The organism is Rhodanobacter sp. GW835-FHT13D09, assembly GCF_058793995.1.
On the sequence record NZ_JBXAGL010000005.1, the window covers coordinates 165,498 to 191,290 of the forward strand.

Here is a 25,793-nt window from a genome sequence, read left to right on the forward strand (position 1 = left end):
CGGTCCTTCGGACAAGGCTTGATGTAAACGATTACATTGGCAGAATAGCCCAATGCCCCGCGAAAGTGCAGACCAGCGCATGCTGCGCGGGAAGGCCGTCGTGGCCAACCGCACCGGAGATGCCGATGGCTGCCGTACGTCTGGATCAACTGCGCAAGGTCTACCCCAACGGCCACGTCGGCGTGGCCGATGCCAGTTTCGAGATCGCCGACGGCGAGCTGCTGGTGCTGGTGGGCCCGTCCGGTTGCGGCAAGACCACCCTGCTGCGGATGATCGCCGGGCTGGAGTCGATCAGCGGCGGCACGCTGAGCATCGACGGCCGCGTGGTCAACGCGGTGGCGCCGAAGGATCGCGACATCGCGATGGTGTTCCAGAACTACGCGCTGTACCCGCACATGACGGTGGCCGAGAACCTCGGCTTCGGCCTGAAGCTGCGCGGCCACAGGCAGGCCGAGATCGACCGCCGCGTGGCGGCGGCGGCAAAGACGCTGGAACTGGAAGCGCGGCTGGCTTCGCGCCCGGCCGCGCTGTCCGGCGGCCAGCGCCAGCGCGTGGCGCTGGGCCGGGCGCTGGTGCGCGATCCCAAGGTGTTCCTGCTGGACGAGCCGCTGTCCAACCTGGATGCCAAGCTGCGCCTGTCGATGCGGGTGGAGATCGCGCGGCTGCACCACCAGCTCGGCGCCACCATGGTCTACGTCACCCACGACCAGATCGAGGCGATGACCCTGGGCCAGCGCATCGTGGTATTGGACGGCGGGGTGATCCAGCAGATCGACACGCCGATGGCGCTGTACGAAAGGCCCGCCAACCTGTTCGTGGCCGGCTTCGTCGGCAGCCCGGCGATGAACCAGCTGCGCGGCACGTTGCGCCACGGGCAAGGCTGGACACTGGCCACCGCCCACGGCGCCATCGCGCTGGGCGAGCCGCCGCAGGCGTCGGCATGGCGGCCGTGGCGCGACCGCGAGGTGGTGCTGGGCGTGCGCCCGGAAGACCTGCAGCCGCGGGAGGCCGGCGAGGCCGCCTTCCACGCCCGGCTGGAGCTGCTCGAACCGGTCGGCAACGAGGTCTTCCTCAACCTGCGTTACGGCGAGCAGGCGCTGGTCTCGCGAGTACCGCCGCGGGCCCTGCCCGAGCCGGGCGGCCCGCTGGCGCTGGGCCTGGCGGCCGACCGGCTGCACCTGTTCGACGCCGCCGGCGGGGCGCGGATCGGCGCCTGAGCGCGGGCAGCGCGCGGCTGGGCGAGGCATTACACTAGCCCACTCCACGCGTACGGTAGCTATCCATCCATGGCCCGCATCATCGCTGTCGCCAACCAGAAGGGCGGCGTCGGCAAGACCACCACTGCCGTCAATCTCGCTGCTGCGCTGGCCGCCGCGAAGCGCAAGGTATTGCTGGTCGACTTCGATCCGCAGGGCAACGCCACGATGGCCTCGGGCATCAACAAGCGCGACATCAGGGCCAGCGGTTGCGAGGTGTTGCTGGAGGAAGTGGAGATCGCCGCGGCGATCGTGCCCACCGACGCGCACTACGACCTGCTGCCGGGCAACGGCGACCTCACCGCGGCCGAGCTGAAGCTGATGGACGCGCTGGCGCGCGAGCACCGGCTGAAGGAGGTGCTGGCGAAGATCGCGGCGGATTACCACACCATCCTGATCGACTGCCCACCGTCGCTGAACCTGCTCACGCTGAACGCGCTGACCGCGGCCGACGGCGTGCTGATCCCGGTGCAGTGCGAATACTTTGCGCTGGAAGGCCTGTCCAGCCTGCTCGACACGATCAAGGCGGTGCGCCACCGGTTGAACCCCCAGCTGGAGATCGACGGCCTGCTGCGCACCATGTACGACGTGCGCAACAACCTCGGCAACGAGGTCTCGGCCCAGCTCACCCAGCACTTCGGCGACAAGGTGCTGCGCTCGATCATCCCGCGCAACGTGCGCCTGGCCGAGGCGCCCAGTCACGGCCAGCCGATCCACCTGTACGACCGCAGCTCGCGCGGCGCGATCGCCTACATCGGCCTGGCCGGCGAGGTGATCCGGCGCGAACGGGGGCTGCCGCGCGGCACGCCGCCCGATCCGGTCGGCCACATCGAACCGTCCGTGCACGGCGACAGCGGCCCGGCGCTCAAGGCGCCGGCCGCCAATCAACAGGACTAAGGCATGGCTGCTGCGAAGAAACGTGGATTGGGACGCGGGCTGGACGCCCTGCTCGGCGGCGACGGCGACGCCGCGCCGTCGGTGCTGGCGCAGGAAGGCGAACTGCGCATGCTGCCGATCCAGCAGATCCAGCCCGGCAAGTACCAGCCGCGGCGGCACTGGAACGACGAGGCGCTGGACGAGCTGGCCGCCTCGATCAAGGCGCAGGGCCTGATCCAGCCGGTGGTGGTGCGCGAGATCGGCAAGGACAGCTACGAGCTGATCGCCGGCGAACGCCGCTGGCGCGCGGCGCAGCGCGCCCAGCTGGGCGAACTGCCGGCGCTGGTGAAGGCGGTGCCGGAGGCGGCGGTGCCGGCGATGGCGCTGATCGAGAACATCCAGCGCCAGGATCTCACCCCGCTGGAGGAAGCCGACGCGTTGAAGCGCCTGATCGACGACTTCGAGCTCACCCACCAGCAGGCCGCCGACGCGGTCGGCCGTTCGCGCGCCTCGGTGTCGAACATGCTGCGGCTTACCGAGATGGCGGAGCCGATCCGGCGCCTGCTCGATGACGGCAAGCTGGAGATGGGCCATGCCCGCTGCCTGCTGACCCTGGAAGAATCCATCGCCGTGCCGCTGGCGCGCCAGGCCTCCACCCTGGGCTGGTCGGTGCGCGAACTGGAGGAAGCCGCGCGCCGCGCGCAGACCGCACCGAAGGGCAAGGCCAAGCACCCGCCCGCGCGCGACCCGAACGTCGCCGCGCTGGAGCGCGAACTGGCCGAGCGCCTGGCCACCCGGGTCGAGCTGGCCCAGGGCCGCGGCGGCCACGGCAAACTGGTGATCCACTACCACAGCAACGACGAGCTGGAAGGCATCCTCGGCAAGATCCGCTGAGCCCCGCCGTCGTCGCTTCGTAGGGCGGGCAATGCCCGCCGGTTTTCCGACATGCCGCGCCAAAAGCGGCGGGCATTGCCCGCCCTACGAATCGCTGACAGAACGTGTGTTGCTAAACTGCGCACCTGCTGCGCTGCGTGCAGCATCTGCTCTTGCGAAAGGTCTCCCCCATGCCGCAACTCTCCGTCGTCGTCCCCGTGTTCAACGAGCGCGACAACATCCCGCCGCTGCTGGCCGAGATCGCCGCTGCGCTGCGCGGTCGGGTCGATTACGAGGTGGTCTACGTCGACGACGATTCCAGCGACGACAGCCGTGCCGTGCTGGCCGCGCAGAAGCCGCTGCACCCGGAGCTGCGCGTGCTGCACCACGTCACCCGCAGCGGGCAGAGCACGGCGGTGTGGAACGGCGTGCGTGCGGCGGTCTCGCCGTGGATCGCCACGCTGGACGGCGACGGCCAGAACGATCCGGCCGACATCCCGAAGCTGCTCGCCGCGCGCGCCGCGGCCCCGGCCGAAACGCGGCTGTTCGCCGGCTGGCGCACTACCCGCCGCGACAGTTTCAACAAGCGGATCTCCTCGAAGATCGCCAATGCGGTGCGCTCGCGCATGCTCAGGGACGCCACCCCGGACACCGGCTGCGGGCTGAAGCTGTTCGAGCGCGAGGTGTTCCTGCGCCTGCCCTACTTCGACCACATGCACCGCTACCTGCCGGCGCTGGTCAAGCGCGCCGGGTTCCAGAGCCAGAGCGTGCCGGTGGGCCACCGCCCGCGTACCGCCGGCGTGTCCAAGTACGGCATGCTGGACCGGCTGTGGGTGGGCCTGGCCGACCTGCGCGGCGTGGCGTGGCTGATGCGTCGCGGCAAGGTGACCCGGGTCGAGGAGCTCTAAGTCGGGGAATCCTGACCCGGATCACGCCGCGCCGATCCGGCAGTCGTATGCTGGGGATCTTCCTTTCAGGGAGGCTCCCATGAGCATCAGCGTCAAGCGTGTCTACGAACCGGCCGCGAAAGCCGATGGTTATCGTGTGCTGATCGACCGGCTGTGGCCGCGCGGCCTGAAGAAGGAGGCGGTGTCGCTGGACCTGTGGGCGAAGGAGCTGGCGCCGTCGACCGCCCTGCGCCAATGGTTCGGCCACGACCCGGCATTGTGGGACGGTTTCCGCCACCGCTACGCCAGCGAGCTGGACGCGCTGGCCGAGCACTGGCAGCCGCTGGCCGAGCGCGCCGCGCGGCACCACGTCACCCTGCTCTTCGGCGCGCGCGACGAGGAGCACAACAACGCGGTGGCGCTGAAGGCGTACCTGGACAACTGGCTGCACACGCACGGTCCGCGCTGAGGCGCGGTTCAGGCCTCGCGCTGCGGCGTGCCGGCGCGCGGCCAGTTTGCCAGCGCCGCGCGCGCCTGCGCACGGCCCAGTTCGATCAGTTCGCGCGCGCGATAGAACTCATAGGCGAGTGCCATGTCGTGCGGCAACTGGATCAGCAGGTCCGGCGCGTACGCGGCCAGGCGCAGGCGCGACAGGTTCGCCTGCATCAGGTCCATCGACTGGGTCAGCAGTTCGAGCGTGCCCGGCTCGCGCGGGCGGTTTTCGCCGCGCGGGAGCATGCGGCCGATGAACTCGCCGAGGCGCTGGCGGTAGCCGCCTTCCGGCGCGGTCATCTCGTGCACCGGCGGCTCCGGCGGCAGCGCGGTCATCGCCGGGCCGTCCACGCTGACCGCGATCAGGTAGTCGGCGCTCTCGCGGATCAGCGGGGTCACCGGCACCGGGTTGAGCAGGGCGCCGTCGACCAGTCGGCGGCCGTCGATGGTATGCGGGCGGAACACGGTGGGGATCGCGATCGACGCGCGGATCGCCTCGAACAGGCCGCCGCGGCTCAGCCACACCTCGCGGCCGCGCTCGATGTCGGTGGCCACCGCGGTGAACGCCAGCGGCAACTCCTCGATCAGCGCATCACCGACCAGCCCGCGCATGGTCCCGATGATCTTGTCGCCCTTGATCAGGCCGCCGCCGCTGAAGGTCCAGTCGACCAGCCGCAGCACGTCGAGCTTGGCCAGCGCGCAGACCCAGTCGCGGTACACGTCGAGCCGGCCGGTGGCGTGGATGCCGCCGATCAGCGCGCCCATCGAGGTGCCGGCGATCGCCACGATCGCGTAGCCCTGCGCCTCGATCTCCTCGATCACGCCGATGTGCGCCAGCCCCTTCGCGCCGCCGGAGCCGAGCGCCAGCGCCACGGTCGGCTTGCGTGCCGCGGGTGCCGTGCCGGCGATATCGGTGGAAGCCATCGGATCCCCGCTCAGCGCGGCGACTGCTGGTAGCTGCCCAGCGCCAGCTGCAGCAGGATCTTCATCTCCTCGCGCAACGACAGCGGCGCCACCACCTCCGCGTCCGGGCCGTACTTGAGCACGTCCATCAGCAGCTCCTTCGAGTTGGAGTAGGGCAGCTTCAGCTCGTAGCGGCCGTCCGGCAGCCATTCGCCCTTCTGCTGCGAGTGCCAGTGCTCGTCGGCGACCCAGCGCGCGGCGTGTTGCGAGAAGCGGATCGTCGCCCACGCCTTCGGCTTGCCGGCGAAGATGCCGTAGCTGGAGGCGAGCAGCTCGTTGAGGTCGGCATCGGCCACGTCGGTGGCGGCCGTGTCCAGCGCCTGCGCGTCGGCGATGCGGTCGACCGCGAAGCTGCGCAGCGCGTGGCGGTCGTGGTCCCATACGTCGAGGTACCAGTTGTCGCGGTAATGGGTCAGCCGCTGCGGCGACACCGTGCGGTGGCTGTCCGCGTTGGTGGTGCGCGCGCGGTAGCGGAAGCGCAGTTGCCTGCGCTCCAGCACCGCGCCGGCGACGATGCGGAACACCTGCTGGTCGAGCTTGCGCTCGCCCCAGGCGACCACGCGGATGCGCTCGATCGGCAGCGCCTTGCCGCTGTCCTGGTGCGACAGCAGGCCCTCGATGCGGGCCTTGAACGGCGCCAGCGCGCCGGCCAGCACGCCAGGGCCGGAGCGGCTGATCAGTTCGTTCAGGGCCAGCAGCGCGGCCAGTTCGTCCGACGTCAGCCACAGCCCGGGCAGCTCGAACTTCTCGCCCTCGCCCACTTCATAGCGGAACGCAGCCTGGTCGGTGCCGGCGCTCTCGATCGGTGCGCCCAGCGCATCGCGCAGGAACGCCACGTCGCGGTACAGCGTGGCGCGCGAGCACTCCAGCTCGCCGAGCAGACGCGACAGCGGAATCGGATAGTGCGCCGACTTCAGCAGCCGGTGCAGGGTCAGTATGCGTTCGTAGCGATCCATGGAAGCGTCGGCATATCGTCGGGAGAGGGCGTTGTGTAGCATGGAGGCGGGTCGTGGCGGCTGCAAGTCGCCGCGCCGCCACCGCTGGCGCGGCATGCATGCCGTCCTCCTTGCGCGGGCGGCCACGGGCTGGCGCCATCGTCCGGCGCCGATCCCGGATGTGCCAGGCGTACGGTGAAAGCGGCGCGGGCGGCTTGCCGGCGGTATTCATTGCAAGTTCAAGCCGCCGCGTTAAGGTAGCGACCTTACTTTTGTTTAACAATTGGATCCCTCCCCGATGAAAAAGACCTTGATCGCCGGCCTGCTGCTGGCCGCCTTCGCCAGTTTCGCCGTGCAGGCCCAGGATGCCGATACCACCACGCCCAACAACGGCGGCTGGAGCGGTTCGGGCGAATTCGGCTTCGCCTCGTCCACCGGCAACTCGCGTTCGGAGAACGTCAACGCCAAGCTCGGCCTGAGCCAGGAAAACGAGCAGTGGAAGAACACCTTCTTCCTCGACGGCCTGCGCTCGAAGAGCCAGCAGACCGTGGTCGACGCCAGCGGCAACACCATCAAGAAGTTCAACACCACCGCGAACCGTTACGACGGCGGCGCCTCGGTCGGCCTCAAGCTCGACCCGCGCAGCTACATCGTCGGCGCGGCCCGTTATGAGCACGACGACTTCGGCGCGAACCTGTGGCAGGGCATCGTCTCGCTCGGCTACGGCTATATCGCGCTGAAGGACGAGCGCAACGAGCTGTCGTTCGAAATCGGCCCCGGTTACAAGCGCTACCGCCCGGCCGACCTCGCCCTGGTGGTGAACGGCGTCGAGACCCGCCAGCGGCAGCCTACCGAGAGCGAGATGGTCGCCCGCGGCCTGGTCAACTACAAGTACAAGCTGAGCGACAACGCCGCGCTCGAGGATACGTTCCTGATGGAAGCGGGCTCGAAGAACACCTACCTGCAGAACGACGCGGGCGTGGCGGTCAGCATGACCCGCAAGCTGGCGCTGAAGGTTGGCTTCCAGGTGCGCCACAACAGCGACGTGGTGGCCGCCACCAAGAGCAAGAAGACCGACACGCTGACCACCACCAACCTGGTCTACAGCTTCTGAGTCCGGGTATTACCGATACGGCAACGGCCCGTCACTCGCGTGGCGGGCCGTCTGTTCTGTAGGGCGGGCACCGCCCGCCGCTCCTGCCATGCAACGCGAAAAGCGGCGGGCGATGCCCGCCCCACCGGAGTGCTGTTCTCCGTGCGGTCACAGCCCCAGCAATTTGCCCGCACCCTGCTCCAGCAGCATCGCCGCGACGCGCCGGCCCAGCGCGATCGCCTGGTCGCTGGGGCCGCTGGCCTCGGCGTGCAGCAGCCGGCCGCTGGCGGCATCGCCGACCATGCCGCGCAGGTGCAGGCCGCGTTCGCCCAGCATGCACCAGGCGCCGACCGGCACCGTGCAGCTGCCGCCCAGCGCCTGGTTCATCGCACGCTCGGCGCTGACGGTGAGCCGGGTGTCGGCGTCGTCCAGCGCGGCGAGCAGGGCCAGCACGCCGGGCTGCCCTTCGCGCGCCTCGATCGCGATCGCCGCCTGGCCCGGCGCCGGCAGCCAGTCCGGCGCGGCCAGACGCGAGCGGATGCGCGCGGCCAGGCCCAGCCGTTCCAGCCCGGCGCAGGCCAGCACGATCGCGTCGTAGACGCCGGCGTCGAGCTTGCCCAGCCGGGTGCCCACGTTGCCGCGCAGGTCCAGCAGCACCAGATCCGGCCGCAGCGCGCGCAACTGCGCCTGCCGCCGCAGCGAGGAAGTACCGACGCGCGCGCCATGGGGCAGCGCGGCGAGGTCGGCGTAATGGTTGCTGACGAACGCATCGGCGGCGTCTGCACGCGGCAGGATCGCCGGCAGCGCGAAACCTGGTTCCAGCTGCGCCGGCACGTCCTTCAGCGAATGCACGGCGAGGTCGGCGCGGCCTTCCAGCATCGCCACTTCGAGTTCCTTCAGGAACAGCCCCTTGCCGCCGATGGTGGCTAGCGGCTGGTCGAGGATCTCGTCGCCACGCGTGCTCATCGGCACCAGTTCCACCGCCAGTCCCGGATGCGCCGCGCGCAGCAGCGTGGCGACGTGCTCGGCCTGCCACAGCGCGAGCGCGCTCTTGCGGGTGGCGATACGCAGGGTGGAAAGGCTCATCGGGGCTCCGCGGCATTCGGCAGGTGGCCATTGTCGCGTAGTTTGCGCGCGGCGGCGCAACGGCAGATTGGCGCAGGGCGGCGGCAAAGCCGCTACGATGTCGGCAATCCACGGGAGACGGTCATGCAAAGCGGCAATCCGGCGCTCAACAAGAACACCTTCCTCGACGCGGCCAGCGGCGCCGTCGTCACGCGCGGCGACGAGGCGATGACGATCAACGGCACGGTCAACAAGACCGGCCTGCTGCTGCTCCTGGTGCTGGTCGGCGCGATGGTCAGCTGGAGCCGGTTCGCCGGTCCGGACAGCCTGCCGGCGATGATGCCGCTGCTGCTGGGCGGCGCCATCGGCGGCCTGGTGCTGGGCCTGGTCACCGTATTCAAGAAGACCTGGGCGCCGTTCACCGCGCCGCTGTACGCGGTGGCGGAAGGATTGTTCATCGGTGCGCTGTCGGCGATCTTCGAGATGCGCTACCCCGGCATCGTGATGCAGGCGGTGGGGCTGACCTTCGGCACCATGGCCGCCCTGCTGCTGGCCTATCGCAGCGGGCTGATCCGCGCCACCGAGAAGTTCAAGCTTGGCATCGTCGCCGCCACCGGCGGCATCATGCTGCTGTACCTGGCCAACTTCGCGATGGGCTTCTTCGGCCACTCGATCGGCTTCATCAACGGCAGCAGCGGCATCGGCATCGCGTTCAGCGCGGTGGTGGTGGTGATCGCCGCGCTGAACCTGATCCTCGACTTCGACCTGATCGAAACCGGCGCCCAGCAAGGCGCGCCGAAATACATGGAGTGGTACGGCGCGTTCGCGCTGGTGGTCACCCTGGTCTGGCTGTACCTGGAACTGCTGCGCCTGCTGTCGAAGCTGCAGTCGCGCAACTGAGCAGATCAGCGCGCCAGCAGTGCCCTGGCGCGCTTCACCACGTTGTCCACCGTGAAGCCGAATTCGCGCAGCAGCACCTCGGCCGGGGCGGAGGCGCCGAAGTGGTCGATGCCGAGCATGTCGCCGTGGGGGCCGACGTAGCGGTCCCAGCCTTGCGGGGAGCCCAGTTCCACCGCCAGCCGCGCCAGGACAGCGGGCGGCAGCGCGCTGTCGCGATAGGCCTGCGGCTGCGCGTCGAACAGTTCCCAGCTCGGCATCGACACGCAGCGCACGGCGATGCCGTCGGCCTGCAGTTCTTCGGCGGCTTCGATGATCAGCCCGACCTCGGAGCCGCTGGCGATCAGGATCAGTGAGGGCTTGCCGTCCGGTGCGTCGCTGAGTACATATGCGCCGCGGCGCAAACCGTCGGCGCTGGCGTGGCGGCTGCGGTCCAGCGTGGGCACGTTCTGCCGGGTCAGTGCCAGCAGCACCGGCCGTTTCTTCGTTTCCAGCGCCACCTTCCATGCCACCGCCGTCTCGTTGGCATCGGCGGGGCGGATCACGGTGAGGTTGGGGATCGCGCGCAGGCTGGCCAGCTGTTCCACCGGCTGGTGGGTGGGGCCGTCCTCGCCCAGCGCCACGCTGTCGTGGGTGAACACGTGCACCACGTGTACGCCCATCAGCGCCGCCAGGCGGATCGCCGGACGCATGTAGTCGGAGAAGATCAGGAAGGTCGAGCCGTAGGGGACGAAGCCGCCGTGCACGGCCAGTCCGTTCGCGATCGCGCCCATCGCATGCTCGCGCACGCCGAAGTGCAGGTTGCGGCCAGCGTGGCTCCAGCCGCCGCCGTCCGATCCCTGGCCGTCCTCGCCCGGCAGCAGCGGCGGATTGAAGTCGCCCAGATCCTTCAGTGCGGTGTGGGTGGACGGATCGAGGTCGGCCGAGCCGCCGCCCAGCGCGGGCAGTTTCGGCGCGATCGCGTTCATCACCTTGCCGCCGGCGACGCGGGTGGCGAGGCCCTTGGCGTCGGCGGGGAACAGCGGGATGTCCGTGTCCCAGCCGTCCGGCAGTTCGCCGTCAAGGCGGCCTTGCAACTCGGCGGCCAGTTCGGGGAACGCCCTGGTATAGACGTCCATGCGGCGGTTCCAGGCGCGCTCGGCCTCCACGCCGCGGTCCAGCGCCTTGCGCAGGTGCTTGAGCGCCGGCGCCGGCAGCAGGAAGTCCGGTTCGACCGGCCAGCCCAGCTTCTCCTTGGTCTTCCTGACGTCCTCGACGCCAAGCGGCGAGCCGTGCGCCTTGAACGTGTCCTGCTCGGGCGAGCCGTAGCCGAGGTGCGTGCGCACCAGGATCAGCGAGGGTCGCGTGGCATCGGCGCGGGCGGCCTCGAGGGCGGCGTCGATCGCCGCCAGGTCGTTGCCGTCGGCCACGCTGATGGTCTGCCAGCCATACGCCTCGAAGCGCTTCGCGCGATCCTCGGAGAAGGTGATGTCGGTGCCGCCGGCGAGAGTGACGTAGTTGTCGTCGTACAGGCAGATCAGCTTGCCGAGTTTCAGGTGCCCGGCCAGCGAGGCGGCTTCGCTGGCCACGCCTTCCATCAGGTCGCCGTCGCTGACGATGGCCCAGGTGCGGTGGTCGATCACCGTGTGGCCGTCGCGGTTGTAGCGCGCGGCCAGGTGAGCCTCGCCGATCGCCATGCCCACCGCGTTCGCCAACCCCTGGCCGAGCGGGCCGGTGGTGATCTCCACGCCCGGGGTGTGGCCGTACTCGGGGTGCCCGGGCGTCCTGCTGCCCCACTGGCGGAACTGCTTGAGGTCGTCCAGCGTGAGGTCGTAGCCGGTGGCGAACAGCAGGCTGTACAGCAGCGCCGAGCCGTGGCCGGCGGACAGCACGAAGCGGTCGCGGTCGGGCCAGCGCGGATTGGCGGGGTTGTGCTTCAGCTGATGCGTCCACAGCGCGTACGCCATCGGTGCGGCGCCCAGCGGCAGGCCGGGGTGGCCGCTGTTGGCCTTCTGCACCATGTCCACCGACAGGAAGCGCAGCAGGTCGATGCATGGCTGGTCGAGAGTGTTGGACATGGTGGTACCTCCGGTGGAATGCGTCTGGTAGGAGCCCGCTTGCGGGCGATGGGTTTGTCTTGATGCCCGTTGGAGATTCGGAACAAAGGCATCGCCCGCGAGCGGGCTCCTACGATTTCGGGGTCAGGCCAGCGCGGCATCGACGATGCCCTGGGCCTCCTTCAGCAGTGCCTGCAGATGCTCTTCGCTCTTGAAGCTCTCGGCGTAGACCTTGTAGATCGCCTCGGTGCCGGACGGCCGCGCGGCGAACCAGCCGCTGGCGGTGATCGCCTTGATCCCGCCGATCGCGGCGCCGTTGCCGGGCGCCTTGTCCAGCACCTGCTCGATGGTCTCGCCGGCGAGCCGGTCGCTCTTCAGCTGATCGGGCGACAGTTTCGCCAGCTTCGCCTTCTGCGCCGGCGTGGCGGCGGCGTCGACGCGGCTGGCGTACGGCTTGCCGAGTTCGTTCGTCAGCCGGGCATACAGCTCGCCCGGGTCCTTGCCCTCGCGCGCGGTGATCTCGGCCGACAGCAGCGCCGGCACCAGGCCGTCCTTGTCGGTGACCCAGGCTGAGCCGTCGCGGCGCAGCAGCGAGGCGCCGGCGCTTTCCTCGCAGCCGAAGCCGAGCGAGCCGTCGAACAGGCCGGGCGCGAACCACTTGAAACCGACCGGTGCCTCATACAGCCGGCGCTGAAGCCGCTTCGCCACGCGGTCGATCAGCGCGGTGCTGACCACGGTCTTGCCCACCGCCGCGTGCGCGCCCCACTGCGGCCGGTGGCGGAACAGGTAGTCGACCAGCACCGACAGGTAGTGGTTCGGCTCCATCAGCCCGCTGCTGCGGGTGACGATGCCGTGGCGGTCGTGGTCGGTGTCGCAGGCGAACGCCACGTCGTAGCGATCCTTCAGGCCGATCAGCCGCCGCATCGCGTACTTCGACGACGGGTCCATGCGGATCTTGCCGTCCCAGTCCACGCTCATGAAGGCGAACTGCGGGTCCACCGCCTCGCTGACCACGGTGAGGTCGAGCTGGTAGCGCTCGGCGACCGGCGCCCAGTAGTGCACGCCGGCGCCACCCAGCGGATCGACGCCCATGTGGATGCCGGCGCCGCGGATGACGTCGAAGTCGACGATGTTCGCCAGGTCGGCGACGTAGGCGCCGAGGTAGTCGTGCTCGTGCGTGCCGGCCGCCTTGCGCGCCTGCGCGTACGGCATCCGGCGCACGTCCTTCAGGCCGCCTTCGAGCAGGGCATTGGCGCGGTTCTCCACCCAGCGGGTGATGTCGCTGTCGGCCGGGCCGCCGTTGGTGGGGTTGTACTTGAAGCCGCCGTTGTCCGGCGGGTTGTGCGAGGGCGTGATCACGATGCCGTCGGCGAGGCCCGAGCTGCGGCCGCGGTTGTGGACCAGGATCGCGTGCGACACCGCCGGCGTCGGCGTGTACTCGCCGCCGCTGGAGATCATCGCCTGCACGCCGTTCGCGGCCAGCACCTCCAGCGCGTTCTCGAACGCGGGCTGCGACAGCGCGTGGGTGTCGGCGCCGACGAACAGCGGGCCGTCGATGCCCTTGCCCTTGCGGTATTCGCAGATCGCCTGGCTGATCGCCAGAATGTGCGCCTCGTTGAAGCTGCGCTCGAATGCGTTGCCGCGATGGCCGGAGGTGCCGAAGGCCACCCGCTGCGCCGGCACCGACGGGTCGGGTTTCAGGTCCGCGTACGCGGCCAGCAGTTGCGGCACGTCGACCAGGATGGACTTCGGCGCCGGCTTGCCGGCGAGGGGACTGATGTGTTGACTCATGGATCTCTCAGGTGATTGTTGGCGTTCTCCTCCCCCTGCTTGTCCCAAAGGGACTTCCTCCGGTCGCAGGGGGAGGTCGGGAGGGGGTTGCGCGGGCTGGCGAAAGCCCGTCAAAAGCACCCCACCCCAACCCTCCCCTGCAAAGCAGGGGAGGGAGCTTCAGGCGGTGTCGCGCAGCTGGCGGTAGCGGCGTATCAGGGCGTTGGTGGAGCTGTCGTGGGCGAGTTTCGGCTCGTCCTGCGCGGTCAGTTCGGCGATGGTGGTCTTCGCCAGCTGCTTGCCCAATTCCACACCCCACTGGTCGAACGAGTCGATGTCCCAGATCACGCCCTGCACGAACACGCTGTGCTCGTACAGCGCGACCAGCGTGCCCAGCGCGTGCGGGGTGAGCTTCGGTGCGAGCAGGGTGCTGCTGGGGCGGTTGCCGGGGAACGTGCGGTGCGGGGCCAGGGCCGCATCGGTGCCGGCGGCACGCACTTCCTCCGCGGTCTTGCCGAACGCCAGCGCCTCGCCCTGGGCGATCAGGTTCGCCATCAGCAGATCGTGCTGGTTGCCGAGCGGGTTCAGGCTCTGGCCGAAGCCGATGAAGTCGCATGGCACGATGCGCGTGCCCTGGTGCAGCAGCTGGTAGAACGAGTGCTGGCCGTTGGTGCCCGGTTCGCCCCAGTAGATCGGCCCGGTGGCGTAATCCACCGCGGCGCCGTCCAGCGTGACGCGCTTGCCGTTGCTCTCCATGGTCAGCTGCTGCAGGTAGGCCGGGAAGCGCTTCAGGTACTGCTCGTACGGCAGCACCGCGACGCTGGCGGCGTCGAGGAAGTTGTTGTTCCACACCGCCAGCAGGCCCATCAGCACCGGCAGGTTGCGCTCGAACGGCGCGTGCCGGAAATGCTCGTCCATGGCGTGGAAGCCGGCCAGCATCGCGCGGAAATGCTCCGGGCCGATCGCCAGCATGGTGGACAGGCCGATCGCCGAATCCATCGAATAGCGCCCGCCCACCCAGTCCCAGAAGCCGAACATGTTGGCGGTGTCGATGCCGAACTTCGCGACTTCGGTGGCATTGGTGGAGACGGCGACGAAATGCTTCGCCACCGCGCGTTCGTCGCCCAGTGCGGCCACGCTCCATGCACGCGCGGCGTGTGCGTTGGCCAAGGTCTCCAGCGTGGTGAAGGTCTTCGAGCAGACGATGAACAGCGTCTCGGCGGCGTCCAGGCCGTGCACCGCCTCGGCGAAGTCGGTGCCGTCCACGTTGGAGACGAAGCGGAACGTCATGTCGCGACGGCTGTAGGCGCGCAGCGCTTCGTACGCCATCACCGGGCCGAGGTCCGAGCCGCCGATGCCGATGCTGACCACGTGGCGGATGCGCTGGCCGCCGTGGCCCAGCCACGCGCCGCTGCGCACGCGGTCGGCGAACGCGGCCATGCGGTCGAGCACCGCGTGCACGTCCGCCACCACGTCGTGGCCGTCGACGAGGATCTTCTCGCCCGCCGGTGCGCGCAGCGCCACGTGCAGCACGGCGCGGTGCTCGGTCGTGTTGATGCGCTCGCCGCGGAACATCGCCGCGATCCGCTGCGGCAGGCCGCAGGCTTCGGCCAGCTCGCGCAGCAGGCGCAGCGCGTCGGCGTCCACGCGCTGCTTGGAGTAATCGAGGTACAGGCCGACGTCCTCCAGCACGAACCGCTCGCCGCGCTGCGGGTCGGCGGCGAACCATTCGCGCAGGTGCCGTTGGCCGATCGCGTCGGCATGCCGTTGCAACGCCTGCCACGAGGGCAGGCGGGTCAGTCGCGGTTCGCTCATGGCAGTTCGGATTCCTTTTCCAGCGCGCTGGCCTTGTCGGCGATCCGTTGCAGCAGCTGCTGCCACGATTTCACGAATGCTTCGGCGCCGTCCTGCTGCAGCTTCAGCGCCAGCGCGTCGACATCCACGCCGGCCCTGGCGATCTGCGCCAGCACCGTGTCCGCGTCGTCGCCGTCATCGGACAGCACGCCGTGCAGCTGGCCGTGGTCGGCGAACGCGTGCAGGGTCTTCTCCGGCATCGTGTTGATGGTGTCCGGCGCGGCCAGTGCGGTGACGTACAGCGTGTCCGGCGCGGACGGGTCCTTGACCCCGGTACTGGCCCACAGCAGGCGCTGCGGCCGCGCGCCGGCGGCGGCGAGCTTCTGCCAGCGCTTCGAGGCCAGCAGTTCGCGGTAGGCACGGTAGGTCTGCTGGCCCACCGCGATGCCCAGCTTGTTGTGCAACGCGTCCGGCAACTGCTTGTTGGCGGCCACGTCCCAGCGGCTGATGAACAGCGAGGCGACCGAGCCCACACGCGGGTCCAGCCCGGCCTCCAGGCGCCGCTCGATGCCGCGCAGGTAAGCCTCGGCGATGGCCTGGTACTGCGCGCAGGAGAACAGCAGGGTCACGTTGATCGGAATGCCGAGGAAGATCGCCTCCTCGATCGCCGGCACGCCTTCCGGGGTGCCGGGAATCTTCACGAACAGGTTCTCGCGCTGGCCCTGGTGATGGATGTGGCGCGCCGCGGCGATCGAGCCGGCGGTATCGGCGGCCAGCAGCGGCGAGACCTCCATCGAGACCCAGCCGTCGACCTGGCCGGTGGCGTCGAACACCGGGCGGAACAGGTCGGCGGCGCGGCGCAGGTCCTCCAGTGCCAGCTCGGTGAACAGCGTCTCGCCGGAAAGCCCGGCCAGCGCCTTGGCGTGGATGCCGGCGTCGTAGGCGTCGCCGTTGCCGATCGCCGCGTCGAAGATGCTGGGGTTCGAGGTCAGCCCGGTGACCGAGTCCTCGGCGATGTAGCGCGCCAGCGTGCCGTCGTCGAGCAGGGTGCGGGTGATGTTGTCCAGCCACAGGCTCTGGCCGAGGTCGTGCAGTTGACGGGTTGCTTTCATGCTTGCTCCGTGTTTCCGGTTCGATCGATGCGGTAGGTTCAGTCTGCCGGCAGGCTGATCGCGGGCGCGCCCGGCAGGAAGTCTTCAAGCTTACGCCGGCGCAGATCGCCGATGCACGCGATCGTGAAGTCCGGCGCCGGTGTGATGGTTTCGTCGGCGCTGGCGGCCGCGTAGTGGCCCTGGCGCACGAACACGGTGGTGAGCTTGCGGCCCAGGTGCTGCTTCATCGCGGCCAGGACCTGCGGCTTGTCGTCCACCATCACGTAGTGCGCGGCGGGGTAGCGTTGCTGCATCGCCACCAGCATCTGCTGCTTGTGCAGGTAGATCAGCACCTCGCCGTCCAGCGCGGCCCACAGCCCGGCGCGGCGGATCTTGTGCGGCTGGAACACCACGTCGCCATCGGACAGGATCGCGGTGGGCCCCAGCGTGCGCAGGTGCACCACCGTCTCCAGCGCGTGCGGGTACAGCCGGTCGGCGAACGGATAGTCCAGCAGGTAGCCGGACATCTGCAGCAGCGACGGGTCGTTGTCCAGGCCGGCGCGGAAGCGCTGCAGCGCGCCCAGGTAGTCGGCGAAGCCGCACTGCTCGCGCAGCTCCTCGTAGATCGCCCAGTAGCGTGCGCGTTCGCCGGCGCCGAACGCCGCCTCCAGGGTGGCGCCGAGGTCGGCGCCGAAGCGGTCGTTGTCGAGCAGGGTGTTGTCCACGTCGAGCAGGAACACCACCGCGGCGGCTTCGGCGGCAGGGTGGCTCAGCATGGCTTGCCCTCCTCCGCCCGCGGGTCGTGCCAGCCTTCGTCGCCGCCGGCGATGCGGGCCGCCGCGGGCGGGCCCCAGCTGCCCGGCTCGTAGGTATCCACCGCGCCTTCGTGGGCCAGCACGCGGTCCACCACCGCCCACGCCGCCTCCACGCATTCGTCGCTGGTGAACAGCGCGTTGTCGCCGCGGATCGCGTCGCCGAGCAGGCGCTCGTACGGTGATTTCTCCGGCGCCAGGTCATGCCGCATGACCAGCTCCACCGGCTCCCCGCGCATCTCCTCGCCGGGCTGCTTCACCCGCATGCCCGTGGCGATGATCACCTCGGGGCTGAGCCGGAAGCGGAAATAGTTCGACTGCGCCGCGCCGATCCCGTCGAACACCGACAGCGGCGGCGCCTTCATGTCCACCATCACCTCGGTGGTGGTGAGCGGCAGCCGCTTGCCGGCGCGGATGTGGAACGGCACGCCGGCCCAGCGCCAGGTGTCGATGTAGAGGCGCAGCGCCACGAAGGTCTCCACGTTGGAATCGGCGGCCACGCCGTCGACCTCGCGGTAGCCCTTGAACTGGCCGCGCACCACCTCGGCCGGGTCGAGCGGGCGCATCGCGCGGAACAGCCGCAGCTTCTCCGCGCGCAGCGCTTCCGGGCCGCCGCCGATCGGCGCGTCCATCGCCAGCAGCGAGGTCACCTGCAGCAGGTGGTTCTGCAGCACGTCGCGGATCGCGCCGACGCCCTCGTAGAACGCGCCGCGGCCGTCCACGCCGAACTGTTCGGCCATGGTGATCTGCACGCGGTCCACGTAGCGGTTGTTCCACACCGGCTCCAGCACGGTGTTGGCGAAGCGGAAATACAGCAGGTTCTGCACCGGCTCCTTGCCCAGGTAGTGGTCGATGCGGAAGATCGCCGATTCCGGGAACACCGCGTGCAGCGTGCGGTTGAGCGCCTGCGCCGAGGCCAGGTCGCGGCCGAACGGCTTCTCCACCACGATCCGCGCACCCTCGGCGCAGCCGGCCTGCTGCAGGTTCTTCGCCACCACCCCGAACAGCTTGGGCGGGATCGCCAGGTAGTGCAGCGGGCGCCGCGCCGCGCCCAGCGCCTGCTTCAACCGCGCGAACGTGGCCGCGTCGTTGTAGTCGCCATCGACATACTGCAGCCGCGCCGCCAGCCGCGCGAAGGCGGCCTCGTCCACTTCGCCGCCCTGCTCCTTCGCCGCCTGCGCCAGGCTGTCGTGGGCGCGCTGGCGCAGCTGCTCCACGTTCCAGCCCGAGTGCGCCACGCCGATGATCGGCAGGTCCAGCCCGTCGCGCAGCACCATCGCCTGCAGTGCCGGAAAGATCTTCTTGTAGGCCAGGTCGCCGGTGGCGCCGAAAAAGACCAGGGCATCCGAGCGGGGTGTCGGCATGGCGATCGCGTTCTCCATGGGGTGGGCGGGTGTCGCTGCCCGGCGTGCGCGGCAGCTTCGCGGCGCTTCGCCAACATGCCGGGCATCGGGTTCGTTTTCCAGCCTGCACGCCGGCAGGTTAAGTCGATGCATAAACAACAGGGCCGCATGCTTCGGAAAGGCGCGATCCGATCGCCGGGCGAACCCGCGCAACAGGATTCCTCAGCGCACCGCCCGCTGCAGCAGTTCGCGGATACGGGCCTCGTCGGCGGCGGTCAGCTCCTTCAGCGCGAAGGCCGTGGGCCACATGCGGCCCTCGTCCAGGGTTGCCTGGTCGCTGAAGCCGAGGGTTGCATAGCGCGTCTTGAATTTCTGCGCGCCCTGGAAGAAGCAGACGACCTTGCCGCCTTTCGCATAGGCGGGCATCCCGTACCAGAGCTTCGGTGCGAGCCCCGGCGCGGCGGCGCTGATGATGGCATGGAGCCGTTCGCCCATGGCGCGATCCGCAGCGGGCATCGCGGCGATCTTCGCGAGTACGGCGTGCTCTTCATCCGCTCCTCGCGCCGCGGCCCTCAGCTCGCCGGCGCGCTCCCGCATCGCGGCGCGTTCCTCCGCCGTGAATCCCCCGGAGGGGGCGGCGACCCCCGTGCCGCTTCCGGTGGATCTCCGCGCTGGCTTTCCTGCCGGTTTCTTTTCAGCCATGGGATCTGTTGTCCTGGACGAGAGCGCTTGGAGGTGCCCGTGGTCGACGCGCAGGCCGCCAGCATCTTGGTCAACCGTGCGGCGGCGTGGCGCGAAGACCAGCCGAGCGTAGCGGAAACTCCCGAACCGAACCACGAAACGGCGCCGGATCGAACGATTGGTCAGGCGCGCGGTTCGGCCCACCGAGTGCGGGGCAGATCAAGCGAAGCGCGAGGGTTGGCATGGCTATGATCGCGCGCCTGGACGGTTGTCGGAACGCAACCGGCCTATAAAACCAGATCCAGAAATCCGCCGACAGGAACCAGGCCCCATTGACGGTCCAGGCCCTCGATCGTTGCCCTGATCGCCTGCATGTCCTCGATGGCGAGGTCGAGGGGAGGACAGGCCCGCTCCCGGCATGTGAGGTGATACAGCTCAAGCATTTCAGGGATTGGAGTGGCTCCGCCGGACCAGGCATCCCCCTGGAAAACTTCCACCAGGCGTTCGACCCCGTCGCTTTCATGATCGCCTAGCATGGTGAAATTCGCCGGCTCTCCCGCCTTGACGCGGGCCATGAAGCCGCGCTTCCGCAACGTGCCCTCCACGGCGAGGTGGACCATGTCGTGCGGAATGATGCGCTGCTTGGGACAGTCGAGGCTGTCGATGGAACCATCGGAACGTTCGACGGTCAGCTTGTCGAATTTGCCACTGCCTTTCGTGAACGTCGCTTTCATGGTTCTGTGTGCCAACCCCTGGAGTTAAGCCGAGTTCGAGCGCGAAGCGATTGAGCTTCGACTTGAACGATCTGTTGGGCCGCAGACTCAGTAGCCATCCGCTGCCAGCTTTAGAACCATGCCGCCACTCTGAGAATCGTCAGAAAACTCAAGGCCTCCGCTGGATGAAGGGGTCAAGCGGCCGCATCCTCACCCTTGTAAGTGGCGATTTGCCATGCGTTTCCCCACTCGTCCTCGACCATGCACCGACGGTCGCCGTAGGGTGTTTCGAACGGCTCCTCGACGGTACGGGCACCAGCCTCGACCGCACGAGCATAGGTAGCGTCGACGTCCCTCACATAGACGTAGAGAAACGCAGGCGTATGGCCGCGTATCCCCACCTCGCTGATCATGATGGCCGAGTCGCCAATCCAGATCATGGATGGGCGCCCCTCCTCGGGTACGCCAGTTGCGCCGAACACATACGCAAGAAAGGCGACCAGCCCCCTTACATCCTGAACGACGATTCGTGGGGTGACCACATGCCACCCCTGGGGTAGGAAGCCCTGGCTGACGATCGGTTCCTGCATTTCCGCTTTTCCCGGAGAGTCCGTACCACCAGAATTAAGCCCACCCGCGAAGCGGGTTCGGCTTGAATGATTTATTAGGCCGCACTCCGATCACCATTTGGCGCTCGGCGAACTGGCCAGGATTTCATAGAGCCCAAAGACGTCGTTGTTCTCCTCGCCCGGGTCTCCGATGGCGTAGAGGGTGCCGAAGACAGCCTCGTAGGTGGCACTACGGTAGATCAGGCAAAGATCCTCGGGAGAAACGCCGGCGGCCAGAGCCCGCTCGATGGCTGGGCCGATCGCCGAGAAGGTGCTCCCCGGGTTCCGTTTGCAGTTGGCAACGATGTTGTCGAGCGTGGATGGCCTGGCAAGCGGATTGATGATCTCCTGCCAAAGGTGCTCGACTAGCTCTTCTCTCGTTGCCATGAAAGGCTCCTACCAGACATTCCGAGACCCCCATTAGGACGCCTGACGCTTGAGTTAAGCGGCGGCGAAGCCGTCCGCCTTGAACGAGATGTTAGAACTCACTCATCGCGCCACTTTGCACAGCTGTAGCACTCGTCTGCCGAGTTGTCGCTTACTGCTTCTTGGATGAGGTCCGTCATCTCTCGCCTAGACTCGAAGACACCGTCGAGTTCGCCCGCAGAGAACAGTGCATTGCCGAGCTTATAGGCGGATTCAATATCCTCATTGCCTTCAAGGTACACATCTTCGTGCAACTCACATGTGACAATCACGCCTGCCTGGACAGCAATGCCCAGCGCCCGCGCCAGCTTGTCTTGATGCTCTTCCATTGCCTTCTTCGCGCCGCCCATGTGACCTCCTGTGAGTTCTAACGCTTGAGTTAAGCGGCGGCGTAGCCGTCCGCCTTGAACGAGATGTTAGCCGGCAAGCTCGCGCGGTAAGGTCAGCGGCACCCGGAACGAAATTTTACTGCTGCCGGATTGCTCGCTGCTTGACTGGCCGCTGCTGCCAAGCGTGAAAGGAACAACGAACACACCGACGCCCCCCTTTGTACCCGAAGCGTCCTTTGTTGTAACTGACACCTCAAACTCGACGAACTGCACGGCGTCACCACCAGCAAGAGTAAAGCCGTGTTTAGCGAGTTGGTCAGCCGTTGGGTCCATGAATGGGTTGACGCGCGCGACAGCGTTGAGCGTATTGACCTTGGCGCGGGCGTCGACTACGCCGCCCACAATTTGCGCCAGTGTCTCGGAAATGAAATCCCTCAGTTCCATGTGATGCTCCATTGCCGGCTAACGCTGGAGTTAAGCGGCGTGCGGCTTTTCGCACGTCCGCTTGGACGAGTGGTTAGGCCCACGGCGGCGGGTAAAGATGCGAGCCCAAAACCATAGCTCCAAGGCTGCACCACCACCGAAGAGCAACAAGGCACCGCTGACCAAGCCGATGCTGTAAAGAACAAGCGCGGCGATGAGGATTGCAGCTGTGAAGAGATGGTGCTTCATGTGACCTCCGAAGATAGCCTTTGGCGGCAGGCTGGCAAGCGTCTTTAACCAAAGCTACGCCGCTTAAGGAAGAACGAACAGGGAGTGCGGAACACGATACGTGTCTTGTAGTTCAGCGCTTGCTGATCAAGGCCTAACGCTTGAGTTGAGCGGCGGCGTAGCCGTCCGCCTCGAACGAGTGGTTAGCGCCCACACTACGTATAGCTGATTTGAAAGTCGATGCTTGATACGAAAGCGGACGCTCGAAGCGCCTCTTTGTAGTCGGGAGTCTCGAGTACTCCCGCGCTAAACGCATCAAAGAAACTAGAAACCTGCGCTTGAGGTAACGAATAGCACTCAAGTTGCAAAGTCACGTGGGCGCCGATTGAGTCTGGGAAGCGCTCAGCGAGCTGGCCATCGATTGCTGCATCGACGCACGCGTAGAGCCGGCTCTGGACGCGCTGCAGATTCGCTTGAACGTCCTCCCACGGCCCCTGTTCTACGAGCACCATGCGCCACGGATCTTTAGTGATGAAGTCGATGGTTACTTCAGACATAGGCGCTAACGCTGGAGTTAAGCGGCGGCGAAGCCGTCCGCCTTGAACGAGTAAAAAGAGACTTCCTCCCCTTACGGCCTCGAGGGCCATGATGGTGTTGCGACACAACCGTCAGCAGAAGAGGAAGTCTCCATGAGCACTATAACCCTGGGTGTGGACTTGGCGAAGAGCGTGTTTTCAGTGTGCGCGATGGATGGCGCCGGGCACGTGCTGGAACGGCGGGAGTTCAAGCGTGAGGCGTTTGCCGCGTGGCTGGCGCAGCGTCCGGCGGGGACCGTGGTCGCGATGGAGGCGTGCAGCGGGTCGCATCACTGGGCACGACGGTGCCTGGCGTACGGCCTGCAGCCGCGGATCATGGCGGCCCAGTTCGTCACGCCATTCCACAAGGCTGGCCGGACCAAGAACGATCGCGCCGATGCCGAGGCGATCGCCACGGCGGCGCGGCAGGGCAACATGCGCTTCGTGCCGGTCAAGGACACCGATCAGCAGGTGCGCCTGTCCTGGCATCGGGTGCGCGAGGGCTACAAGACCGAGTCGCTGGCGATCGGCAACCGGATGCGGGGCCTGCTGGCCGAGTTTGGCGTGATCGTGGCGCAGAGCGACCGGGCGCTGTGCCGCCTGCTGGCGGACCTCGATGGCCAGCCCGGGTTGCCGGCCGAGCTCAGGGAGCTGTTGCGTGATCTGGCCGAGCACTGGAAGCAGTTGCGCCTGCATCTCGACGCGTGCGATGCACGCATCGAGGCCCACGCGCGCGAGGACGAGCGGTGCGTGCGGCTGCGTGCGATCACCGGCATCGGCCCGATCACCGCCGACGCGGCGGTGGCGACGCTCGGCAACGCCCGTGAGTTCAAGCAGGGAAGGCAGATGGCGGCGTGGCTGGGCCTGGTGCCCATCCAGCATTCCAGCGGCGGGCATGTGCACCTGGGCGAGATCAGCTGCCGCGGCGACGCCTACCTGCGCACGCTGCTGATCCAGGGCGCCCGCAGCAGCCTGCAGCGGGCCAAGATCGTGGCCACCGAAAAGGCCACGCCGGAACAGCGGTGGATACGCACGCTCGACACACGCCTGCCCTTCGGCAAGGTGATCGTCGCCATCGCCAACAAACATGCACGCCAGATCTGGGCGATGCTGGTCCACGACGTGGACTACGACCCACACGCCTGCCTGCAACATCCGATGCACCCGCAAAGCCTCGCGGCCCTCACGGCCTGAAAGCAAGGTTTCATTCCATCGTCAGCGCGAAGCGGTAGACAACAGGTCAGACCACCCCGGAGAGAACCTGACTAACCAGATGGACGTCCAATCGGTGTGTCGGCCGATCCCCGGGCACCGGACAGTCCGATGAATGAAAGAGGTCTTCGGGTGCGGTTTATACAGAGGTCCGGGTCGGCGGCATCGACCCAACAAGACCGGTTACGGAAATGCAGTCTGGCATCCGTTGAACCCGCGTAGCACTGTCACGCACAACGCAACACAGAGGACAACATGATGACCAGCAGCGGCCCGAATGCTCAGGGCAAAAGCATCACGCGCCTGGGGTTGACTGGAAGTCTCTTACGGACTGGTTAGGGCGCGCCGCCACAGATCACCTTTTTGGCTTCCATGTAAACGAATAGTTGATGGACTCGTGAACATAGACGACGGTGACGGGGTGGCGCGCTTTCTTGCCGGGCCCAGCGTTCAAGGGTGCATATGACTCTTTAAGCTGAATTTTCGACATCGGCTTCTTCTTGAGGTCTACGAGCAGGAGTATGCGTCTCTTGCCCTTGCTAGGAATGATCTTGGAAAGTTTGACGAGCTCGTCATGATTTTGCGGGCCGCAGAGTTGTTGTTGACCATCTGCAGGGCGAACAGCAAGTTCAAGATAGGTTGGATTGGTACCGCCAAGTCGGAAGTCTATTCGACTTGGCTTCGTTGCACCGTAAAACGTGATGTGCGATTGACGAGTTACCGTCACGTTGGGATGCGCGGCTGTGATATATCCGTAGAAAATTGGATCGAGGCCGCGCTCCGACTTCGGTGGATTCGAATAGTCCTTGCGGAGCCTGATGAGGGCTTGTGCAGCGGCGACGGCTTGGGCTGTTCCGAACATTTTTTAAGCGCCCTAACGCTGGAGTTAAGCGGCGGCGAAGCCGTCCGCCTTGAACGAGTAGTTAGGGTTTCCCCGCGAGGTTACCCTTGACCAGGTTTGCAAGCTCTGGGCTAACCCAGGTGGACTTTACCTGGCCTTGCCGCAAGATGGTGGGTGATGGCTCGACAAGGCCCGCGATGAATGTCGCTTGCGATGACGCCAGCTCTTGGACCTTGGAGGTTTCATGATCCCAGAAACCGACAGCGCCGTCTTTGACCACAAAGTAGTTGCCAGACTCGTCTTCGGCGAAGGCACGAGATGGCGAGTCTTGGAGCTCTTGGGGCAAGGGCCCATGAAGTGAGCGAAGCCTGCCAAACTCTTGGCCCGACGACGAACGGAAAATGAGTCCCTTCATACCGTCGATGTTCATGGCTTGAACCCTAACGCCTGAGTTAAGCGGCGGCGTAGCCGTCCGCCTTGAACGAGATGTTAGGCCACGACATACGTAGCCTTGTAGTGGTACTCATCGCTTGGGTCTTGCCACTCGCTTAGCTTGCGAAGGAAACCTGCTTGCTCAAGACCTTGAAGGTCGGCACGTTGCCAACCGACGGGAAAGCCCTTGGAAATGTCGTCGCCGCAGACCTCAACCCAGTGATAGGCCCCAAAGGGCAAGTACCCAAGCCATTCAGAGCAGTACACGACCTCGCGCTGGCTCAGGGATTTGGTAGCCCCTTGAAGCTTCGCCAGAATGTCCTGTTGTGAATCACTCAATTTCATAGGCCTAACGCTTGAGTTAAGCGGCGGCGAAGCCGTCCGCCTTGAACGAACTGTTAGCTGCCTTATCGCTTTGGTTTGGCATTGACAATATTGATAAACTTTTTCCACTCTGAGTCAAGCTCGCGCAGCGAACCGAAAACTTTGACCTGATTAGCGAATGCTGGTGAAAACGATCCGTGCCAAAGCCAAAGTTCAAACTTCCAGTTTGACGTGTGAATGTCCGAAAGTATCGAAGCAAAATCTTTGTCGCCCGTACAGAGAATTATTTTCTTTTCTGTCACAGGATCTTTGTTGGTAAAAATGGTCTTGGCGACCTCCCAGCCAATTTTCAGATCCACCCCCTTCTCACGGTTTGTGCCTGTCTTGATATCTGGGTACTTAGGCAAGGTGAAGACTTCAAATCCGGCACGTTGGCAATTTGTAATAAGCGAGCCGGCTAGCTCAGACCCAACGAGTACAACACGCTTTACCTCGCCAAAACTTTCGATGAACCGTTTGAGCTTGACATAGTCAATCTGCGGCTTCTTGGTCTGTGAGATATTGGCTACCTTCCTAACAAACTTGTACCCCTCGATAAAAAGAAAAGAGTTATCGATGAATACATAAAGTTGATCAGCCACGACCACCCCCTGTTCGAAAGCTAACGCCGGAATTAAGCGGCGGCGGAGCCGTCCGCTTGGATGACTGGTTAGCACGCCCCGCGCTACTTGCGATTAGATGTCCTTGCTCCGATAGTCGGTGCGACAACCAGGATCCCAACAACAAGCAAAACGAGTGCACCACAAACGATTGCCGGA

28 protein-coding genes are annotated in these 25,793 nt (G+C 66.6%); 8 read left to right on the forward strand and 20 right to left on the reverse strand.

Annotated features, from left to right (window positions below; all coding sequences use genetic code 11):
• Window positions 1-125: 125 nt before the first annotated feature.
• The 5 genes from AC1Q5A_RS09355 (at window position 126) to AC1Q5A_RS09375 (ending at window position 4,361) form a co-directional block, all read left to right on the forward strand.
• Entirely contained in the window at window positions 126-1,217 is a 1,092-nt protein-coding gene (locus AC1Q5A_RS09355) for an ABC transporter ATP-binding protein (protein ID WP_492700436.1), read from the forward strand.
• Between the two features lie 69 nt (window positions 1,218-1,286).
• Window positions 1,287-2,153 carry a ParA family protein gene (locus AC1Q5A_RS09360; protein ID WP_492700437.1) on the forward strand — a complete coding sequence of 289 codons (867 nt, stop codon included), beginning with the start codon at window positions 1,287-1,289 and terminating at the stop codon, window positions 2,151-2,153.
• A 3-nt stretch (window positions 2,154-2,156) separates the two neighbouring features.
• Window positions 2,157-3,026 (forward strand): ParB/RepB/Spo0J family partition protein, encoded by an 870-nt coding sequence (locus AC1Q5A_RS09365; protein WP_492700438.1) that lies wholly within the window; start codon window positions 2,157-2,159, stop codon window positions 3,024-3,026.
• 170 nt (window positions 3,027-3,196) lie between these two features.
• Complete coding sequence (locus tag AC1Q5A_RS09370) at window positions 3,197-3,913, forward strand: glycosyltransferase family 2 protein (protein WP_492700439.1); 717 nt, start codon at window positions 3,197-3,199, stop codon at window positions 3,911-3,913.
• Window positions 3,914-3,992: 79 nt separating this feature from the next.
• Window positions 3,993-4,361 (forward strand): DUF488 domain-containing protein, encoded by a 369-nt coding sequence (locus AC1Q5A_RS09375; protein WP_492700440.1) that lies wholly within the window; start codon window positions 3,993-3,995, stop codon window positions 4,359-4,361.
• Window positions 4,362-4,369: 8 nt separating this feature from the next.
• On the opposite strand, the gene AC1Q5A_RS09380 is transcribed toward AC1Q5A_RS09375, so the two are convergent.
• Together AC1Q5A_RS09380 and AC1Q5A_RS09385 are read right to left on the reverse strand one after the other, a co-directional pair.
• The gene (locus AC1Q5A_RS09380) at window positions 4,370-5,308 is read right to left on the reverse strand and encodes a patatin-like phospholipase family protein (protein ID WP_492700441.1); all 939 of its coding nucleotides are present in this window, start codon (window positions 5,306-5,308) and stop codon (window positions 4,370-4,372) included.
• Window positions 5,309-5,319: 11 nt separating this feature from the next.
• Window positions 5,320-6,303 carry a helix-turn-helix transcriptional regulator gene (locus tag AC1Q5A_RS09385; protein ID WP_114340290.1) on the reverse strand — a complete coding sequence of 328 codons (984 nt, stop codon included), beginning with the start codon at window positions 6,301-6,303 and terminating at the stop codon, window positions 5,320-5,322.
• A 277-nt stretch (window positions 6,304-6,580) separates the two neighbouring features.
• Here AC1Q5A_RS09385 and AC1Q5A_RS09390 point away from each other — a divergent pair, with 277 nt between their 5' ends.
• Entirely contained in the window at window positions 6,581-7,396 is an 816-nt protein-coding gene (locus AC1Q5A_RS09390) for a DUF481 domain-containing protein (RefSeq protein WP_492700442.1), read from the forward strand.
• Window positions 7,397-7,543: 147 nt separating this feature from the next.
• On the opposite strand, the gene hemC is transcribed toward AC1Q5A_RS09390, so the two are convergent.
• Window positions 7,544-8,461, reverse strand: a complete 918-nt coding sequence (gene hemC / locus AC1Q5A_RS09395; RefSeq protein ID WP_492700443.1) for a hydroxymethylbilane synthase — start codon at window positions 8,459-8,461, stop codon at window positions 7,544-7,546.
• A gap of 123 nt (window positions 8,462-8,584) precedes the next feature.
• Between hemC and AC1Q5A_RS09400 the strand changes: the two genes are divergently transcribed.
• Window positions 8,585-9,340 (forward strand): Bax inhibitor-1/YccA family protein, encoded by a 756-nt coding sequence (locus AC1Q5A_RS09400; protein ID WP_492700444.1) that lies wholly within the window; start codon window positions 8,585-8,587, stop codon window positions 9,338-9,340.
• Between the two features lie 5 nt (window positions 9,341-9,345).
• Here AC1Q5A_RS09400 and tkt read toward each other — a convergent pair whose 3' ends face one another.
• The 13 genes from tkt to AC1Q5A_RS09465 form a co-directional block, all read right to left on the reverse strand.
• Window positions 9,346-11,394, reverse strand: coding sequence for a transketolase (tkt, locus tag AC1Q5A_RS09405; RefSeq protein ID WP_492700445.1), 2,049 nt, complete (start codon window positions 11,392-11,394; stop codon window positions 9,346-9,348).
• Window positions 11,395-11,517: 123 nt separating this feature from the next.
• Window positions 11,518-13,164 (reverse strand): phosphoglucomutase (alpha-D-glucose-1,6-bisphosphate-dependent), encoded by a 1,647-nt coding sequence (pgm, locus tag AC1Q5A_RS09410; RefSeq protein ID WP_492700446.1) that lies wholly within the window; start codon window positions 13,162-13,164, stop codon window positions 11,518-11,520.
• A 159-nt stretch (window positions 13,165-13,323) separates the two neighbouring features.
• Complete coding sequence (pgi, locus tag AC1Q5A_RS09415) at window positions 13,324-14,958, reverse strand: glucose-6-phosphate isomerase (protein WP_492700447.1); 1,635 nt, start codon at window positions 14,956-14,958, stop codon at window positions 13,324-13,326.
• Complete coding sequence (tal, locus tag AC1Q5A_RS09420) at window positions 14,955-16,049, reverse strand: transaldolase (protein ID WP_492700448.1); 1,095 nt, start codon at window positions 16,047-16,049, stop codon at window positions 14,955-14,957. The genes pgi and tal overlap by 4 nt, the downstream gene beginning before the upstream one ends.
• Before the next feature lie 38 nt (window positions 16,050-16,087).
• Window positions 16,088-16,804 (reverse strand): HAD family hydrolase, encoded by a 717-nt coding sequence (locus tag AC1Q5A_RS09425; RefSeq protein ID WP_492700449.1) that lies wholly within the window; start codon window positions 16,802-16,804, stop codon window positions 16,088-16,090.
• Complete coding sequence (zwf, locus tag AC1Q5A_RS09430; RefSeq protein WP_492700450.1) at window positions 16,798-18,204, reverse strand: glucose-6-phosphate dehydrogenase; 1,407 nt, start codon at window positions 18,202-18,204, stop codon at window positions 16,798-16,800. The genes AC1Q5A_RS09425 and zwf overlap by 7 nt, the downstream gene beginning before the upstream one ends.
• Window positions 18,205-18,405: 201 nt before the next feature.
• Entirely contained in the window at window positions 18,406-18,885 is a 480-nt protein-coding gene (locus AC1Q5A_RS09435) for an iron chaperone (protein WP_492700451.1), read from the reverse strand.
• 266 nt (window positions 18,886-19,151) lie between these two features.
• Window positions 19,152-19,598 carry a hypothetical protein gene (locus tag AC1Q5A_RS09440; protein WP_492700452.1) on the reverse strand — a complete coding sequence of 149 codons (447 nt, stop codon included), beginning with the start codon at window positions 19,596-19,598 and terminating at the stop codon, window positions 19,152-19,154.
• Between the two features lie 173 nt (window positions 19,599-19,771).
• Window positions 19,772-20,167: a VOC family protein gene (locus tag AC1Q5A_RS09445; protein ID WP_492700453.1), complete on the reverse strand. Its 396-nt coding sequence runs from the start codon at window positions 20,165-20,167 to the stop codon at window positions 19,772-19,774.
• 90 nt (window positions 20,168-20,257) lie between these two features.
• Window positions 20,258-20,572, reverse strand: a complete 315-nt coding sequence (locus AC1Q5A_RS09450) for a hypothetical protein (RefSeq protein WP_492700454.1) — start codon at window positions 20,570-20,572, stop codon at window positions 20,258-20,260.
• A 98-nt stretch (window positions 20,573-20,670) separates the two neighbouring features.
• Window positions 20,671-20,961 carry a hypothetical protein gene (locus tag AC1Q5A_RS09455; protein WP_492700455.1) on the reverse strand — a complete coding sequence of 97 codons (291 nt, stop codon included), beginning with the start codon at window positions 20,959-20,961 and terminating at the stop codon, window positions 20,671-20,673.
• Between the two features lie 66 nt (window positions 20,962-21,027).
• Window positions 21,028-21,384 (reverse strand): hypothetical protein, encoded by a 357-nt coding sequence (locus AC1Q5A_RS09460; protein WP_492700456.1) that lies wholly within the window; start codon window positions 21,382-21,384, stop codon window positions 21,028-21,030.
• 422 nt (window positions 21,385-21,806) lie between these two features.
• The gene (locus AC1Q5A_RS09465; RefSeq protein WP_492700457.1) at window positions 21,807-22,148 is read right to left on the reverse strand and encodes a hypothetical protein; all 342 of its coding nucleotides are present in this window, start codon (window positions 22,146-22,148) and stop codon (window positions 21,807-21,809) included.
• 132 nt (window positions 22,149-22,280) lie between these two features.
• Here AC1Q5A_RS09465 and AC1Q5A_RS09470 point away from each other — a divergent pair, with 132 nt between their 5' ends.
• Window positions 22,281-23,360 carry an IS110 family RNA-guided transposase gene (locus AC1Q5A_RS09470; protein WP_492700458.1) on the forward strand — a complete coding sequence of 360 codons (1,080 nt, stop codon included), beginning with the start codon at window positions 22,281-22,283 and terminating at the stop codon, window positions 23,358-23,360.
• A gap of 373 nt (window positions 23,361-23,733) precedes the next feature.
• Here AC1Q5A_RS09470 and AC1Q5A_RS09475 read toward each other — a convergent pair whose 3' ends face one another.
• The 4 genes from AC1Q5A_RS09475 to AC1Q5A_RS09490 all read right to left on the reverse strand — a co-directional run bounded on the left by AC1Q5A_RS09475 (window position 23,734) and on the right by AC1Q5A_RS09490 (window position 25,691).
• Entirely contained in the window at window positions 23,734-24,240 is a 507-nt protein-coding gene (locus tag AC1Q5A_RS09475) for a hypothetical protein (RefSeq protein ID WP_492700459.1), read from the reverse strand.
• 61 nt (window positions 24,241-24,301) lie between these two features.
• Window positions 24,302-24,649: a hypothetical protein gene (locus AC1Q5A_RS09480; RefSeq protein WP_492700460.1), complete on the reverse strand. Its 348-nt coding sequence runs from the start codon at window positions 24,647-24,649 to the stop codon at window positions 24,302-24,304.
• A 59-nt stretch (window positions 24,650-24,708) separates the two neighbouring features.
• Window positions 24,709-24,996 carry a hypothetical protein gene (locus tag AC1Q5A_RS09485; RefSeq protein WP_492700461.1) on the reverse strand — a complete coding sequence of 96 codons (288 nt, stop codon included), beginning with the start codon at window positions 24,994-24,996 and terminating at the stop codon, window positions 24,709-24,711.
• 62 nt (window positions 24,997-25,058) lie between these two features.
• On the reverse strand, window positions 25,059-25,691 hold the full coding sequence (locus AC1Q5A_RS09490; protein ID WP_492700462.1) for an NYN domain-containing protein: 633 nt from the start codon (window positions 25,689-25,691) through the stop codon (window positions 25,059-25,061).
• Between the last annotated feature and the right edge of the window lie 102 nt (window positions 25,692-25,793).

Coding starts and splice junctions, on each gene's coding strand:
- AC1Q5A_RS09360 (WP_492700437.1), top strand. CDS start 1,287: ATGGCCCGCATCATCGCTGTCGCCAACCAGAAGGGCGGCGTCGGCAAG.
- AC1Q5A_RS09480 (WP_492700460.1), bottom strand. CDS start 24,649: ATGAACATCGACGGTATGAAGGGACTCATTTTCCGTTCGTCGTCGGGC.
- AC1Q5A_RS09455 (WP_492700455.1), bottom strand. CDS start 20,961: ATGGGCGGCGCGAAGAAGGCAATGGAAGAGCATCAAGACAAGCTGGCG.
- pgi (WP_492700447.1), bottom strand. CDS start 14,958: ATGAGCGAACCGCGACTGACCCGCCTGCCCTCGTGGCAGGCGTTGCAA.
- tal (WP_492700448.1), bottom strand. CDS start 16,049: ATGAAAGCAACCCGTCAACTGCACGACCTCGGCCAGAGCCTGTGGCTG.
- AC1Q5A_RS09435 (WP_492700451.1), bottom strand. CDS start 18,885: ATGGCTGAAAAGAAACCGGCAGGAAAGCCAGCGCGGAGATCCACCGGA.
- AC1Q5A_RS09470 (WP_492700458.1), top strand. CDS start 22,281: ATGAGCACTATAACCCTGGGTGTGGACTTGGCGAAGAGCGTGTTTTCA.
- AC1Q5A_RS09425 (WP_492700449.1), bottom strand. CDS start 16,804: ATGCTGAGCCACCCTGCCGCCGAAGCCGCCGCGGTGGTGTTCCTGCTC.
- AC1Q5A_RS09385 (WP_114340290.1), bottom strand. CDS start 6,303: ATGGATCGCTACGAACGCATACTGACCCTGCACCGGCTGCTGAAGTCG.
- AC1Q5A_RS09465 (WP_492700457.1), bottom strand. CDS start 22,148: ATGTCTGAAGTAACCATCGACTTCATCACTAAAGATCCGTGGCGCATG.
- zwf (WP_492700450.1), bottom strand. CDS start 18,204: ATGCCGACACCCCGCTCGGATGCCCTGGTCTTTTTCGGCGCCACCGGC.
- AC1Q5A_RS09390 (WP_492700442.1), top strand. CDS start 6,581: ATGAAAAAGACCTTGATCGCCGGCCTGCTGCTGGCCGCCTTCGCCAGT.
- AC1Q5A_RS09400 (WP_492700444.1), top strand. CDS start 8,585: ATGCAAAGCGGCAATCCGGCGCTCAACAAGAACACCTTCCTCGACGCG.
- hemC (WP_492700443.1), bottom strand. CDS start 8,461: ATGAGCCTTTCCACCCTGCGTATCGCCACCCGCAAGAGCGCGCTCGCG.
- AC1Q5A_RS09440 (WP_492700452.1), bottom strand. CDS start 19,598: ATGAAAGCGACGTTCACGAAAGGCAGTGGCAAATTCGACAAGCTGACC.
- AC1Q5A_RS09445 (WP_492700453.1), bottom strand. CDS start 20,167: ATGCAGGAACCGATCGTCAGCCAGGGCTTCCTACCCCAGGGGTGGCAT.
- AC1Q5A_RS09380 (WP_492700441.1), bottom strand. CDS start 5,308: ATGGCTTCCACCGATATCGCCGGCACGGCACCCGCGGCACGCAAGCCG.
- tkt (WP_492700445.1), bottom strand. CDS start 11,394: ATGTCCAACACTCTCGACCAGCCATGCATCGACCTGCTGCGCTTCCTG.
- AC1Q5A_RS09460 (WP_492700456.1), bottom strand. CDS start 21,384: ATGGAACTGAGGGATTTCATTTCCGAGACACTGGCGCAAATTGTGGGC.
- AC1Q5A_RS09485 (WP_492700461.1), bottom strand. CDS start 24,996: ATGAAATTGAGTGATTCACAACAGGACATTCTGGCGAAGCTTCAAGGG.
- AC1Q5A_RS09365 (WP_492700438.1), top strand. CDS start 2,157: ATGGCTGCTGCGAAGAAACGTGGATTGGGACGCGGGCTGGACGCCCTG.
- AC1Q5A_RS09475 (WP_492700459.1), bottom strand. CDS start 24,240: ATGTTCGGAACAGCCCAAGCCGTCGCCGCTGCACAAGCCCTCATCAGG.
- AC1Q5A_RS09355 (WP_492700436.1), top strand. CDS start 126: ATGGCTGCCGTACGTCTGGATCAACTGCGCAAGGTCTACCCCAACGGC.
- AC1Q5A_RS09450 (WP_492700454.1), bottom strand. CDS start 20,572: ATGGCAACGAGAGAAGAGCTAGTCGAGCACCTTTGGCAGGAGATCATC.
- pgm (WP_492700446.1), bottom strand. CDS start 13,164: ATGAGTCAACACATCAGTCCCCTCGCCGGCAAGCCGGCGCCGAAGTCC.
- AC1Q5A_RS09370 (WP_492700439.1), top strand. CDS start 3,197: ATGCCGCAACTCTCCGTCGTCGTCCCCGTGTTCAACGAGCGCGACAAC.
- AC1Q5A_RS09375 (WP_492700440.1), top strand. CDS start 3,993: ATGAGCATCAGCGTCAAGCGTGTCTACGAACCGGCCGCGAAAGCCGAT.